This window comes from Paenibacillus sp. FSL M7-0420, assembly GCF_038002345.1.
Lineage (GTDB): Bacteria > Bacillota > Bacilli > Paenibacillales > Paenibacillaceae > Paenibacillus_AQ.
The window spans coordinates 4,491,448-4,504,947 of sequence record NZ_JBBOCJ010000001.1; the positions used below are offsets into that span (position 1 = coordinate 4,491,448).

The 13,500-nt window shown below is 51.4% G+C and carries 15 protein-coding genes and 1 other annotated feature; of the genes, 2 read left to right on the top strand and 13 right to left on the bottom strand.

The window, feature by feature from the left end; translation table 11 throughout:
- Positions 1-10 precede the first annotated feature (10 nt).
- The 10 genes from der to MKX51_RS19345 all read right to left on the bottom strand — a co-directional run bounded on the left by der (position 11) and on the right by MKX51_RS19345 (position 9,118).
- Positions 11-1,336, bottom strand: coding sequence for a ribosome biogenesis GTPase Der (der, locus tag MKX51_RS19300; protein WP_340939658.1), 1,326 nt, complete (start codon positions 1,334-1,336; stop codon positions 11-13).
- 175 nt (positions 1,337-1,511) lie between these two features.
- On the bottom strand, positions 1,512-2,840 hold the full coding sequence (gene rpsA, locus MKX51_RS19305; RefSeq protein WP_340939654.1) for a 30S ribosomal protein S1: 1,329 nt from the start codon (positions 2,838-2,840) through the stop codon (positions 1,512-1,514).
- 174 nt (positions 2,841-3,014) lie between these two features.
- Positions 3,015-3,602: a lysophospholipid acyltransferase family protein gene (locus tag MKX51_RS19310; protein ID WP_036727329.1), complete on the bottom strand. Its 588-nt coding sequence runs from the start codon at positions 3,600-3,602 to the stop codon at positions 3,015-3,017.
- Positions 3,599-4,309, bottom strand: a complete 711-nt coding sequence (gene cmk, locus MKX51_RS19315; RefSeq protein ID WP_340993496.1) for a (d)CMP kinase — start codon at positions 4,307-4,309, stop codon at positions 3,599-3,601. The genes MKX51_RS19310 and cmk overlap by 4 nt, the downstream gene beginning before the upstream one ends.
- 211 nt (positions 4,310-4,520) lie before the next feature.
- Positions 4,521-5,174, bottom strand: coding sequence for a flagellar brake protein (locus MKX51_RS19320; protein ID WP_340939649.1), 654 nt, complete (start codon positions 5,172-5,174; stop codon positions 4,521-4,523).
- A 286-nt stretch (positions 5,175-5,460) separates the two neighbouring features.
- Entirely contained in the window at positions 5,461-6,819 is a 1,359-nt protein-coding gene (ypeB, locus tag MKX51_RS19325) for a germination protein YpeB (RefSeq protein ID WP_340993497.1), read from the bottom strand.
- 87 nt (positions 6,820-6,906) lie between these two features.
- Complete coding sequence (locus tag MKX51_RS19330; RefSeq protein ID WP_179090427.1) at positions 6,907-7,053, bottom strand: hypothetical protein; 147 nt, start codon at positions 7,051-7,053, stop codon at positions 6,907-6,909.
- A gap of 78 nt (positions 7,054-7,131) precedes the next feature.
- Entirely contained in the window at positions 7,132-7,827 is a 696-nt protein-coding gene (gene prsW, locus MKX51_RS19335; RefSeq protein WP_340939644.1) for a glutamic-type intramembrane protease PrsW, read from the bottom strand.
- Positions 7,828-7,903: 76 nt separating this feature from the next.
- Complete coding sequence (locus MKX51_RS19340; protein WP_036698160.1) at positions 7,904-8,518, bottom strand: genetic competence negative regulator; 615 nt, start codon at positions 8,516-8,518, stop codon at positions 7,904-7,906.
- A gap of 231 nt (positions 8,519-8,749) precedes the next feature.
- Positions 8,750-9,118 (bottom strand): hypothetical protein, encoded by a 369-nt coding sequence (locus tag MKX51_RS19345; RefSeq protein ID WP_340993498.1) that lies wholly within the window; start codon positions 9,116-9,118, stop codon positions 8,750-8,752.
- A gap of 85 nt (positions 9,119-9,203) precedes the next feature.
- On the opposite strand from MKX51_RS19345, the gene MKX51_RS19350 reads away from it, so the two are divergent.
- Positions 9,204-10,085, top strand: a complete 882-nt coding sequence (locus tag MKX51_RS19350) for a polysaccharide deacetylase family protein (RefSeq protein ID WP_340993499.1) — start codon at positions 9,204-9,206, stop codon at positions 10,083-10,085.
- 68 nt (positions 10,086-10,153) lie between these two features.
- On the opposite strand, the gene MKX51_RS19355 is transcribed toward MKX51_RS19350, so the two are convergent.
- Genes MKX51_RS19355 through MKX51_RS19365 form a run of 3 tightly spaced genes read right to left on the bottom strand, consistent with a single transcriptional unit; the run spans position 10,154 to position 11,990 of the window.
- The gene (locus MKX51_RS19355; protein WP_340993500.1) at positions 10,154-10,972 is read right to left on the bottom strand and encodes a metallophosphoesterase; all 819 of its coding nucleotides are present in this window, start codon (positions 10,970-10,972) and stop codon (positions 10,154-10,156) included.
- Positions 10,973-11,022: 50 nt separating this feature from the next.
- On the bottom strand, positions 11,023-11,400 hold the full coding sequence (locus MKX51_RS19360; protein WP_340993501.1) for a hypothetical protein: 378 nt from the start codon (positions 11,398-11,400) through the stop codon (positions 11,023-11,025).
- Positions 11,397-11,990, bottom strand: a complete 594-nt coding sequence (locus MKX51_RS19365) for a CPBP family intramembrane glutamic endopeptidase (protein WP_036698166.1) — start codon at positions 11,988-11,990, stop codon at positions 11,397-11,399. Before MKX51_RS19365 ends, MKX51_RS19360 begins: the two co-directional genes overlap by 4 nt.
- A gap of 85 nt (positions 11,991-12,075) precedes the next feature.
- Here MKX51_RS19365 and MKX51_RS19370 point away from each other — a divergent pair, with 85 nt between their 5' ends.
- On the top strand, positions 12,076-12,981 hold the full coding sequence (locus MKX51_RS19370; RefSeq protein WP_036727342.1) for a hypothetical protein: 906 nt from the start codon (positions 12,076-12,078) through the stop codon (positions 12,979-12,981).
- Between the two features lie 113 nt (positions 12,982-13,094).
- Positions 13,095-13,322, top strand: a binding site (T-box leader).
- Positions 13,323-13,500: the final 178 nt, after the last annotated feature.

Here is a 13,500-nt window from a genome sequence, read left to right on the forward strand (position 1 = left end):
CTCTTCTCCCCTAACCTTCGTTCTCGGATTTACGCCGTGTAAAGAGGCGGATCGGTGTCCCCTCGAAATTGAACGCTGCACGCAGCTTGTTCTCCAGGTAACGTTCGTAGGAGAAGTGCATCAGCGAAGGATCATTGACGAATACCACGATGGTCGGCGGCTTCGTTGCCACCTGGGTGACATAGTTAATACGCAGACGGCGGCCTTTGTCCGTAGGCGGAGGATTAATCGCCACGGCATCCGATACCACATCATTCACCAGATGGGTGGTAATCCGCAGGGCGTGCTGTTGGGCGACATGCTGCACGACAGGCAGCAGCTTCTGCAGACGCTGTTTCGTAAGCGCAGACAGGAATACCACCGGAGCATAGCTCATGAACAGGAAGTGATCGCGGATGTTGCGTTCGAAGTTCTGCATCGTCTTGTCGTCCTTCTCAATGGCATCCCATTTGTTGACAACAAAGACCGAAGCCTTGCCCGCATCATGGGCATACCCGGCGATATGCTTGTCCTGGTCGATGATGCCTTCTTCGCCGTTGATTACAACGAGTACAACATCAGCGCGCTCAATCGCCTTCATGGCTCTCATTACACTGTATTTTTCCGTGTTCTCATAGACCTTGCCGCGTTTGCGCATGCCCGCTGTATCGATCAGCACATAACGCTGCCCATCCCGTTCGAACGGTGTATCAATCGCATCGCGCGTAGTCCCCGCAACATCACTGACAATAACACGTTCTTCGCCCAGAATTGCATTGACCAGTGAGGATTTACCCACATTCGGACGTCCGATCAAGGCTACACGGATGACATCTTCATCATATTCCTCATCCACTTTATCCGGCAGACGTTCAACAACCGCGTCCAGCAGATCGCCGATTCCGGTTCCGTGACTTCCTGAAATGCCGATCGGATCACCGATTCCAAGGGTGTAAAATTCATAAATATCTTCGCTGCGCTTCATGTTATCCACTTTATTGATAGCCAGAACGATCGGCTTGCCGGAACGGAACAGAATCTGTGCCACTTCCTCATCCGAACTTGTGAGTCCGCTCTTCGCCTCGCACATGAAGACGATCACATCCGCTTCCTCAATCGCCAGCTCCGCCTGAACGCGGATGGATTTCAGAATAGCGTCTTCTCCGTCAATCTCAATCCCGCCAGTATCAATGACACTGAAGGATTTGCCGTTCCAGTCGGAGACTCCATATATCCGGTCACGTGTAATCCCCGGTTTATCTTCTACGATGGCCAGTCTATCGCCAATCAGCCGGTTAAAGATCGTCGACTTTCCGACGTTAGGCCTGCCGACAATGGCCACTACGGGTCTTGCCATATTCATTCCTCCTGTCTTCCTTACGTTACTCATCATAGCAAAAAACATTCCAATTGGCTAACCGTCTTACCCAGGTATTGCCGCTATCCTGTATGCCCTGGAAAAGACAATCGGCGAACCCTCTGATCGAGGGCTCGCCGATTACTTTACCCGTTATGATGAGATAACAAAGGGATTAGTTGTTACCCTTGAATTTGTCCAGCTTGTCGCCGAAACGTTCAGCCAGTGTGAAGCTGAGGCCTTCGTTACTGAGCGATACGTTAGGATTGTTCAGCACTTCCTTAGGCGCTCTGTCTCTGCTGTTGCTGCGTTCTGGTCTGGCCGAAGGAGCCGGAGCTTCTTCAGTTTCCTTGATGCTCAGGCTGACGCGCTTCTCGGATGGGTTGAAGTCAAGTACTTTCACTTGTACTTCCTGTCCTTCCTTGAGCACTTCATGCGGAGTACCAATGTGCTTGTGGGAGATCTGGGAGATATGCACAAGGCCTTCAACGCCTGGCAGCAGTTCAACGAATGCGCCGAAGTTCACAAGGCGTTTAACTTCGCCCGTAACTACATCGCCAATGTTGATCTTGCCTGCTGCGGAATCCCAAGGACCCGGAGCAGCTGCTTTGATGCTGAGGCTGATTTTGCCCTTTTCAGGATCAACCTTAAGTACTTTAACGCGAACCTTGTCACCTTCGGATACTACATCGGATGGCTTCTCCACATGGTTCCAAGCGATCTCGGATACGTGAACCAGTCCGTCTACGCCGCCAACATCAACGAATGCGCCGAATTGAGTCAGGCGTTGAACAGTACCTTCGATGATTTGGCCTTCAGACAGCTCAGCCATAATCTTCTGCTTGTTAGCTTCGAATTCTTCCTCCAGAACTTCTTTGGCGGAGAGAATCACCTTGCTGTTCTCACGGTCAAGCTCTTTCACTTTGACACGCAGTGTGCGGCCCTTGTAGTCGCTGAAATCTTCAACGAAGTGACGCTCAACCATGGAAGCCGGGATGAAGCCGCGTGCGCCAACGTCAGCCACAAGGCCGCCTTTGACAACATCAGCTACAGTAACTTCGAAGGATTCCTGGGAAGCGAAATACTTCTCCAGATCTTCCCATGATTTCTCGCTGTCGATGGCACGCTTGGACAGCACCAGGCTCTCCTTGTTGTCGTTGATGCTGACAACCTTGCATTCCACTTCCTGGCCGACTTCTACCGCTGCTGCGGCATTGTCCAGCTGAACGGAAGACAATTCGCGAATAGGAATAACGCCGTCGTATTTATATCCAATGCTTACATAAGCTTGGTTATCTTCAATTTTGACGATTGTTCCTTTCACGGTATCGCCTTTTTTCAGAGAAATGATTTCCAGACCTTCCTGGCTTGTCACTTCTTCTTCATTGCTGGCAACAACTTCTGCAGACTCGGTTACAGCGGATTCTACAGTTTCTGCCCCTTCTACGGTCTCGTTATTCTCAACGTTATCCGCAGCTTCTTGATTCTTGATTTCTTCAGACATGTGATTACCCTCCTCGATTCAAAACCCCATTTATTTAAACCCGCGTAGAGCAGAGTTCAAAACAATCATTGCTTCGTTAAACCATTTCACTGTGTTGATTAGTATGTTCCAAAAAATAGCGGTTATGCTGTAATTTATAAGCTATTCACCGAAACAGGAGATTGCCTTCCGGACTTACCGCGAACTGGGCTTGCCGGTACTGATCATTTCATGGATGCGTCCCATAATTACATCGGTTACAGCGTCCAGAGAATCACTTCCCGCACCTTCAAATGCGCTGAGGTCTATGGGTGCCCCATACACAACAGTCATCCGGCGGAACGGCTTGTAGGACCCGATAATGGCTGCCGGTACAACGGCTGCGCCGCTGCGGAGCGCGAAGCTTGCCGCACCCTTCTTGGCTGAACCTGAATCGGAGTTCCGCGTTCCTTCCGGGAAGATGCCCATCACATGTCCGCTGCGAAGCGTATTGAGAGACGTCTTAATGGATTCTTTGCTTACGCCGCCACGCTTGACAGGAAATGCGCCCAATTGCTTAATGAGCCAGCCCAGCACCGGAACATTGAATAATTCCGCCTTGGCCATATATCGTACCTGTCGCTTCAGCTTAATTCCGATCGTCATGGGATCAAGCAGGCTGATGTGATTCGCGCAGAGCAGGACTCCACCCTCCTTCGGCACATTCTCTCTTCCCACAATCTTGAGCGGGAACAGTATGGCATAAATCATACGAAGCAAGGCCACGCAAAATGCATAAATCATAGATGATTTCTCTCCCCGTTAACATAGGTTCTGCAGTGGGAGACGATGGCTTCCACGGCCTGAAGGATATCCATATGCGTCGTATCCAGAAGAATAGCATCCTCGGCACGGCACAGCGGTGAAATCTCCCGGCCTTCATCAAGCCGGTCCCGCGCTGCAATATCATGTTCAAGCTGCTGGAGAGTCACTGTTTCCGTATCCTTCAGTTCCTTGTAACGACGGAGAGCACGCTCCTCCACACTTGCCGTCATGAAAATCTTCACTTCGGCATCCGGCAGTACGGTTGTACCGATATCCCGGCCATCCATCACGACTCCCTTGCGGAGCGCCATCTGACGCTGCAAGTGACTCAGTCTGGATCTAACACCCTCAATCTTCGAATACTGCGACACCTGGCCGCTGACCTGAAGACTGCGGATATGCGGGGTCATGTCTTCCCCATTAATCAGCACTTTCTGCACATCTTTCTCAGGCAGAAGCTCAATCGCCATATTCTGGACCTTCCGGTCCACCAGCTCATGCTCCTCTGCTGCTATGCCTTCACGAAGCATATACCAGGTGATTGCCCGGTACATGGCACCCGTGTCTACATAAATGTAAGACAGCTCCCGTGCTACCAATCGGGCTACAGTGCTCTTGCCTGCCCCGGCAGGTCCGTCGATGGCGACGTTAATTCGGTCGTTAGTATGTGTATCCTGCCTGTCCAACGGGGCATTCCTCCTCAAACACTCTTCCGCAGAAATACGCATATCGACATATCTCTCTTGGAACTTGCTGATATTCTCAAGAAAAAAGCAGGCATTGCCTGCGACTTATAAAATTATACCACAGTTTGAACCCCAGTGCAAAATGACATTGAGGTTTTTTAGGGAGAAAAAAGCTGATTCAGGGCCCTCTTGAAGATTCGCGCGCAGGGAATCAGCGGTTGCGGAAATCGAACTGGCGTTCAAAGCAGTACCGGATAATTTTTTGCCGCTCCGTATCGGAAATGGCCGAGAATTTAACCATGACCAGATTCCGCCCGGTCTCCAGCGGTTTGATCCGTACAATCTCGCCTTCGAAATTAACATGCTCCGTGCTTCCGTTGCGGTAGGAGACGAGCAGCCAGCAGGCCAGCTTGTCGGCCACCTCCAAAGCAATCTTCGCATCGCTTAAGAATGACGTCCCGCCGCCGCCAATATCCTCGGTGCGCACCAGAAAGCGGCTGCCCAGGGCATCCTTAACGGCCAGCTCCAGCTCGGCATTGACACGGAAGAAGCTGCGCCGCTGAATTTTGAAGATGGACTCCGCCGCTGGCTTGCGCAGCCGGACCATCCGGATGACATCTTCCTTGAAGCCGAGCACATGAGTATTGAAGTAATTCTTGATGCCGCCCTCTGTGAGAAAATACACCGACAGCTCATCACCGACGAACAGCTTCTTAAGCCGGCCGTTGCTCTCCTGCATAGGGATCTCTATCAGGATACTCTCATCCTCCATGTCCGCAATCCTTGCCCGGTACTGGATCTCAGACTCTGCCGCATCGCTGGACGCCACCTGGAGGTATAGATATTCATTGATTTTGGGATACAAACCTGTCACCGCCGCTTGAGTTAGTAATAAATGCTAAACCGATTATAGCACGCCCTATTGAGACCGGTCAGAAATATTATTAGGCATTGAACACCAGCAGCCGCAACCGGCGCGCAGCAACAAAATAACCCCACAAAGTGGGGCTTTAGCGTAGGTGTTGATTCAGGTACTTTGCGGGGACCCCAAAACATATAGATTCTTATTTTTCAAAAAAGACGCCCTCCGTTTCCGGAAATGCGTCTTCTCTATTATAACCGGGCTTATCCGTCTTAAGTGGAACGTCCGGCTATTTATCCTGTGCTCCCGAGGAGGTGCGGATCTGTTCCACCGCTTCCTCATTACCGTCATCGGCATTCAGATAAATCCTGAACTGTGAGCCGTTGATTTTGCCCCCGAATTCATAGGTCAGCAGCTCCACCGCATCTTCATTCTCGATCCAGGCCAGCCGGTTATAGAGCTCCTTGAACTCCGGGTTAAGCATCGCTCTGGCTTCAGCCAAGGAAAGCTTCGGCTTCGGCAGCACACGCTTCTCCTTATGCTCATTCACATAGTCACTTGCCTGAAATCCTATGGCCTCCCCCGTATCCAGTCCAACACGAACCGTCATTTTCTCGGGATAGATGAGCACGCCGTCCTGGCTGCTGACAAAGGTCAGATTGCCCAGATTATCGTACCGGTCAGCACTGACTGCGGTCATGCCGGGATATCCCTTCTTCTTCAGGAACTTGCCCGCCTTCTCCACAGCCTGCTTCATGGATACTTTGGCCGGCCCTACCTCGCGGTTGTCGTTGTAAGAGATCAGCAGTCCGCCTTCCGCCGTGAAGTCCATCGAGACCGGCTTCTTATGCTCTGCTGAAGTCACAGTCGCTGTATAAGAAGCCCACTCCGTTCCCTTCCCATTCTCCTGAATCTTCACCTGTGCCTGCCCGCCCAGCTCGGCGAACTTCATCGCCTTGCCCTTGATCTGGTCAGCGGTAACCGGCTTGCCGCCCAGCTTTTTCACCGACCGCTTATCATAGATACTTGCAACCGAAGGGCCGTAGTCCAGCTCCGGGTAAGCCGCCACGCGTTTATCCACGGTTTTGAATCCGTCGATGATCGTGTTATCTTCGGCCTTCTGCTCTGTAGCCAGTGCAGTCTCTACATCCATCCAGCGCAGCTTTTTGCCGATGACCTTGTCCTGAACCTTCTGCAGGTCCTTGGAGATTTCAGCCGAATTCTGGTAGAGTGTCTTCAGATTCGCCATCTCCCCCTCTGTCAGCGGCTTCTTGGTGAAGTCACGCACCGCAGCTTTGTAAGAGAAATTAGCGATCTTGGAGAGGAACTCCTCCGTCTCACTGAACGGCAGCAGCGTCAGCGGCAGCTGGTTAATCTCGTTCTGCGCCTCGCTGGTAATCCGCCATACATTGACCAGTCCCTTGCGGTGCATTCCATTAGAGGTGGTGTTCACCGCAAGCGTATTGCCCAGCTCACCGTGAAGCCGCTCCACATGGAAGGAGAGATCATGGAACGCGCGCTGATACTGATTCTCCGCTTTGATCAGAATCGAATTCTTCTCCTGATTCTCCTGATACCCCCAGACGAGCGCTCCAAGCAGCAAGAGTGCGGTAAGCGGGAACATTATGGCACTTAATCTTTTGTACATAGGTCCGCATAGCTCCTTTCAGTAGCTTATTGCCGTTAGTTTGACAATAACTGAGAAGTCTTATGCACTTTTTCAAGAATCCGGTCTTCAGGCCCGTTCCTCAATCTCAAAGCCGCTTACACAGCTGCACAGACATTGCTTGAAGCCGGTCTGGACAACCCCCTGCTCCTTGTTCCCTCTTAATATGTAGGTTTCGCCGCACTGCTTGCAGACAATCCGAACTTTTACTCGCAAAAAAAGACACCTCTCTCTCCTTTCTGGAATTCCTTGCCTTAAGGAACTGCCCTGTAGGATTAAGTGTGTCCATCTCGATTATAGGTTAACCTCTTCCTCACGCTTCAAAAAGCGAAACGGGGAACGGCTGTTAGCCCGCGCTACCTTCCCCATGCCTCCGTACCATAAAACTGCCATCAGAGGCACGATAAACCAGATCCAGTAGTTAGCTGTCGTCGCGAGCAGAAAATCATAGATTCCATGCCACAGCCAGGGCAGAAGCAAGGAAATCAGCAGAATCTTACGGGTCTTGACCCCGCCGGAGAACTTGGCTCTGCCCATATGGTAGCCCATAATTACCCCGAACATGGCATGTCCGGAGACTGGAAGCAGCGCCCTTAGAATCATGGTGCCGATTGAAGCATTGCTGTACCATGCATACATTACATTCTCTATTGTTGCGAAGCCGAGCGAAATCGCTACGGCATATAGTATTCCATCATAGGGCTCGTCAAATTCGGTATGATTGTAAATCATATGGTACAGCACAAACCACTTCAGGGCCTCTTCCACCCCGGCTGAGATCAGAAAGGAATCCACATAAGGACCGCCGTCCAGCCCCAGCACAAGTCCCCTCTGGATAATCATCACCGGCAGCACGATCATCAGGCCAAGCAGGAACACCTTAAGCACCATATGGAGCGGTTCCTGATCATACTTGTCTTTCAGGTAGAAAAAAGTCAGCAGCGCAAGTCCCGGTGCAACTGCTGACGAAATAACCGATAACAAAAGCACCGAATAGCCTCCCTTGCGCTAATACCTAATCTCTGCTGAAGCCGTTATGGCCGGACTGGTACCTTCCCGCTATCTCTTATTCCTGGCGTTTGAAATGATTGCACAGCGTCTGAATCGCATTCTCCGCCATAACCGTCTTGCCGTATTCGGCCAGAACAGCCTGAGTTACCGGAGAGGAATCTCCGAATTCAGCGAGCACGCCTACCAGCCCTGACAGTGCAGCCTCTTCAAATTCCTTCGGATCGAAGTAGAGGTACCATTTATCATTATAAGAATACAGTTGTCCTTGAGAAGTAATATTGCCGATGAGCACATGAGCTGCTTCCACCAGAACCTCGAAATCGCGGAAAGCATATACAATGGAGTCGCTTTGTTCAAGAGTAACTTCCATTTCGTAAATCTCTTCAGGCAATTCATCTTCCCCGGCCCCACCGTACTGATGGTGATCATATTTCCCCCGGGTCACAATAACGACCATGCCTTGCGCGGGCAATGCGAACACTTCCACGGCAAGCGGACCCGTAGCGTCAAAACCCAGCTCGCTGTACGCCTGATCCATCATTTCCGTAAAGAGGTCGTGCACCTTGGGAACCTCCTGCCACATGTCTTCCTTCTGGATGCCCCGCTCGCTCAGGTCGTCAAAAGTGAGGAAAATCCGTATCTTATCTTGACTTAATCGCTCTATTCTCATGACAGGATCCTCCTTTTGCAAGCTCATTTAATATTAATGTATGATGAGTCCCGAGTAATGAGCCAAAAATGGTTACTATGTATGTATGTTATCATTTTGAAGCTACAAATGCACGTAAATAAATATAGATTCAGCCCAATTTGCTGCCCATTATATGTAAAGCCATATTAAAAAAGAATCATTTTGGCGATGCCGGCATCGCCAAAATGATTCTGCAGCGGTTAAATCCGGTTACAAACCGGGTATGGCGGTATGAGTATCTTTGAGAATCTGCTCGACTTCATGCTTCACATCAGGGTTGCTGCGGATGAAATCCTTCAGCATGTTCAGATTTGATTCTTTGGACTTAAGGAAATCCTCTTTATGATCGCCACCGCCGGATACATGTGAGCCGGAGTGGTCATGGCTGCTGCCCGCTGCCGTGCTGCCGAAGCCGGTCATGGCCATCCCCATAATTTTGTCCTTGGCCTTGTCACCCGCATTGTAGGAAGAACCGTTCGAGTGCATCAGGGCCGACATCATGGCGCTGCGTTTTTTGGACATAATCATACTGGCGGCTGCACCAATCAGCACCCCGCACAGAAATGACGAAGTATTCATATCTCCAACCTCCTTGTATGGTAAAATCATGCTTAGTGTTCGCGGAAAGGTAGCCGCTCATACAGCCAAACAACAAGAAAGCGAGATGAAAAAAGTGGGTAAAGCAACAATAACGCTGCTCCTGGCGGCTTGTCTGCTGTCAGCTTGCACTAGCGGCGGGAATACAGGCAGCCAGGCTGCGGAGAAGACGCCTCAGCCTGCGGCAGCAACAGAGGCGGCGGAGACAGCCGCATCTGCTACACCTGGGGCAACAGCCTCAGCTGCACCTGAGGCCACCGCCTCACCGGAGGCTACGCCTGCGGCAGCCAGCGATGCGCAGGTACCGCTGCTGTATCATATGAACAAGAATTATGACATTGTCCCGAATGATCCGGCGACGAATAAGAAGGTTGTCCTGCTGACCTTCGACGACGGGCCGAAGGAAGCGGAATTAATCAATCCGCTGATGGATACGCTGGACAAGCACAAGGCCAAGGCGATCTTCTTCGTCAATGGTTACCGGGTGAAGGAGCATCCCGAGCTGCTGGAGCTGATCCACAAACGGGGCGGCGTGCTCGGCAACCATAGCTGGGATCACATCGTGCTGAAGGATAAGCCGGAAGCCGAAGTGAAGAAGCAGATTGAAGATGTGCAGAATATCGTCAAGGAAATTACCGGTGAGACCCCTCACTTCTTCCGCCCGCCGCATGGTGCCGGCGGTGACGTAGGCAAAAAAATTGCCGCTGCAAACGGCATGCTCTATATGACCTGGTCCAATGGCTCCCTCGACTGGGAGATGAAGGCCAAGGATACGGGCAAAACGGAGAAGCTGATCAAGAATGTAACCGATCAGCTGCACTCCGGCAGCAATATTCTGATGCATGAGCTTCCTTGGACGGTAGAGGCACTTGACACTCTGCTGACTACGCTTGAAGGCAAGGGCTACAGCTTTGTAGATCCGCGCAGCATTGAGCTGAAGATGCGCTAAGCTCCGAATCCGTCCATACAAGCAGAAACGGCTGCCCCGCAAGGAGGGCAGCCGTTTTTTTGTCATGCTTATGTGTCCATCACATTGAATCTCTGCGATCCGGAGTGCTGCCGTCCGCAGCGCAGGGTCAGCACATGCATCTCGGCCGGACTGCGCCAGCGCAGCGGCAGATGCGCCGTACCGAACCCCCGGCTGATCAGCATCTTCAGCGGCGGGAGACCCGCATTATAGCTCCGGGGGATCTCATACATCCCCGCATTATACCTGCGGTAGAACTCATCGGTATGCCGGTTCCCGATCAAGGGCAGTACAACCTGGCCTCCATGGGTATGCCCGGCCAGAATCAGGTCAGCCGGAACCTCCTGCTGCCGGGACAGCCAGAGCGGATCATGCACGAGGATAATCCGGAAGGCTTCCGCATCCGCTTCAGCCACAGCAGACAGCGGCCCATAGGCCTTCTTGCCGCCTTGCCGTGGGAAATCCACCCCGGTCAGAATAAACTGAGCACCGTCCCGCTCAATGACACAGTTCTCATCCACCAGCAGCCTGGCTCCGCTTCCCCGGATGATGTTATCCACCAGACTGATATTCGCCCTGTAATCATGATTCCCATGTACGGCATATACAGGGGCAACCGAAGCGGCCAGAGTCATATTTTTCAACAGGCGTTCTATGGAAGCACCCTTCTCCGTCATATCACCGCCCAGGAAGACAGCGTCCACCTTCCCCCGCAGCGGGGTCAGCATCTCCTCCGGCAGACGGCGGCGGTGAATATCCGTAATGAACAGTATCCGGTAGCCGTCGAAGACGGTAGGAAGCCGCTCCAGTACAATATCCTGATGATTCAACCGTTTCTTGAAGGCAGCAGCAACCATAAGGAGGCCCATGACCCCTGCTCCCCCAAGGCTCACACCTAATAGAATCAGGAGCACCCTAGTCAACTCCATAGGCTGCCCAGATCCGGCGCCCCGTTAATTCCCCACCACAGGAGGAAGCCCAGCAGCATCAGAAATACAACAATCAGCGAATTGATGAACATTTTGCTGAACCGGATTCTCTCTGACGGATAACTGTCCGCACGCGACGGTGTCTGCTCCCCTTCCTGCTGTGCCGCCTCACGCTCCGGCCTCCCGGGGGCCCTGCGCCCGGATAAGCGCTCCTTCCTGGACAGGGTCCCTGCCACCGGCACCGGACTTCCCGCACGCTCTTCTGCTGCCCCGGAGGCCGGCTGACGCTTGCCCGCTCTGGCCGGAGGCTGTTGTTCTCTCTTCTGCTGTTTCTGGCGGGACCTTACCCGGCTTAATTGTTCTGTCATGATACCCTCCTGTAACGAATAACCATACCGGAGAACAAATCTATAAGGAAATGGCACAAGATAGGTGCCCACAGACTGCCCGAATGGATGTAGATAAGTCCAAGACCATAGCTGCTGAGGAAGACCCAGCCCGTTGGAATCCAGTGCCGCAGATAACGGACATGAATAACGGCAAACAGTATACTCGTCCAGTACGGCCCAAGCGAATGCTGGATCGCTCCGCGGAAGAGCAGCTCCTCGCACACCGCAACCACCGCCGAAATGACCACAATATGCCACAGCGGCCGTTTGCCGAACAGCAGCTCATTAATCCCCCCGTCATCCATGCTGTCTTCAGGAACAATATGGGTCAGCAGGAAGTCAACAGCAAGCATAATAACTGCAAGGCCAAGGCCCCAGTACACGAAATGTACACTATCCGGAAAATTTAATATGTGAATAGGATTTCTTTTCTGCAATAATATCCATATCAAACCGATAAATAAGGTAAGGCCCTGAGTAATGTACAGATTAATGAGTAACAGCTTGTCTGTTAACTGCTGTGGATCGGCCTTTTTAATTTTGATGTCACCCAATTTGAATTTTTTCATTATAACCTGCCTGTTCTATAAATGTTTTTACATAAGTAAATGTTTTTACATAAGTTAATTCACCTATACGAAGGAGCACCTAATCATGAACAGCCGTACCTCCCGCACTCAAATGATGTACACACTAGGTTTTTTGTTTTTTCTAATATCCGCATTCGCTTCATTTTTCACGGGAGTCAAGGTTGGAGCTGACAAGACAGAGGCCAAGTATTCACAGCTGAAGGACCACCCAAGCGCCCAGGAATTCTCCGGCTCCTACCAGCAGCAGGATCTTGTCACCTTTTATCATAACGTATTTTTGCCTTACCGGGAATTCAAGCGCAATTGGAACGAACAGGTGGGCGTTCTTGCCCGCAGCACGGATGCACGCCAGAATGCGGCAACACTGAAGAATCTGAGTATTCTCGCGGACAAGCAGTATGATAAGGTTACCCAGGATTCGCTCTTCACCAATTCGCCGATGCTCTATGAATCTCAGCTCAATATTCTTAAGAGTCTCACACTCTTCTCCCAAGCCTCCAGTAAGGTGACTGCGGGAGCTTCCGGCGCGGAAGCCGCCAAAGTGCTGAGAAGCGACAACTTCACAACCAGTGCCGTGAGATTCGGGCTGCTCGCCCAGAAGAACTTCTATGATTCCATGCTGAAATGGGGGTCGAAGACCCACCCGTCCATTCCGCAGCAGTCCGGTGAGCTAAAGACACTCTCTTTCATTCAGTGGAAAAAAATGCCGCTCTTGCTCAAGAATGCTTCCATCGCCAATATCATGCTCAACCGCGGCATCTACGCCGGATATGATCCGCAGGATATCACTGCCAAGATTGACGACATGATCTACTCCGGGACCGCCAGCTCGCTGAAGCTGAATGATATTCAGTCCTCCGTCACCCTGCTCATCTCCACCGGTGCGGTGCAGGAGCAGGACTTCATCAAGTGGCGGGAACAATATTACGGCAAAGAGATCATGCCGCAGCTCCCTTTCTTCTACGAGTAGGACCAGTTATTGCATCATAACGAATATTACGGTCCACTTCAAGGCGGACCCGTGCAGAAGAATCCTATTGACACACTTGGCATCACCATGTTACATTATGACAAATTAATCAAGCAAAACCGATGATGGAACAAAGATTACTTGCAGTCTTCAGAGAGCCGGTGGGTGGTGAGAACCGGTGGCGGACATTAATCTTTAGCGCTCCTGAGATATTGTATTGAACACAAGAGTAGGTACAATCGGATCACTCCGTTACCAGTGTGGCCTTTGCAGGCCAATGAGGCTGCTTCTTAACCGTCGCAGTGAATTAGGGTGGTACCACGACAACTCTCGTCCCTTACTACGGCAGTAGTATGGGGGTTGGGAGTTTTTTTATTGCCATATTCCTATGAATCGGGTACCTTTGTATGCTGTTTCTTTTATGCGACAGCGCGTTACCCTGATGTCAAGCTGCTTATTACGCTCTTGTAAGTTCTGGTACTGCGGATTGCCTTACCCGGTGATCCTTGGCATATACAA

What these genes read in the sequence shown, in the direction of transcription:
- MKX51_RS19360 (WP_340993501.1), bottom strand. Translation starts at nt 11,400, where the DNA reads ATGACAGAACAATTAAGCCGGGTAAGGTCCCGCCAGAAACAGCAGAAG.
- MKX51_RS19310 (WP_036727329.1), bottom strand. Translation starts at nt 3,602, where the DNA reads ATGATTTATGCATTTTGCGTGGCCTTGCTTCGTATGATTTATGCCATA.
- MKX51_RS19355 (WP_340993500.1), bottom strand. Translation starts at nt 10,972, where the DNA reads ATGGGCCTCCTTATGGTTGCTGCTGCCTTCAAGAAACGGTTGAATCAT.
- MKX51_RS19345 (WP_340993498.1), bottom strand. Translation starts at nt 9,118, where the DNA reads ATGAATACTTCGTCATTTCTGTGCGGGGTGCTGATTGGTGCAGCCGCC.
- rpsA (WP_340939654.1), bottom strand. Translation starts at nt 2,840, where the DNA reads ATGTCTGAAGAAATCAAGAATCAAGAAGCTGCGGATAACGTTGAGAAT.
- MKX51_RS19340 (WP_036698160.1), bottom strand. Translation starts at nt 8,518, where the DNA reads ATGAGAATAGAGCGATTAAGTCAAGATAAGATACGGATTTTCCTCACT.
- ypeB (WP_340993497.1), bottom strand. Translation starts at nt 6,819, where the DNA reads ATGTACAAAAGATTAAGTGCCATAATGTTCCCGCTTACCGCACTCTTG.
- MKX51_RS19350 (WP_340993499.1), top strand. Translation starts at nt 9,204, where the DNA reads ATGAAAAAAGTGGGTAAAGCAACAATAACGCTGCTCCTGGCGGCTTGT.
- MKX51_RS19365 (WP_036698166.1), bottom strand. Translation starts at nt 11,990, where the DNA reads ATGAAAAAATTCAAATTGGGTGACATCAAAATTAAAAAGGCCGATCCA.
- der (WP_340939658.1), bottom strand. Translation starts at nt 1,336, where the DNA reads ATGGCAAGACCCGTAGTGGCCATTGTCGGCAGGCCTAACGTCGGAAAG.
- MKX51_RS19370 (WP_036727342.1), top strand. Translation starts at nt 12,076, where the DNA reads ATGAACAGCCGTACCTCCCGCACTCAAATGATGTACACACTAGGTTTT.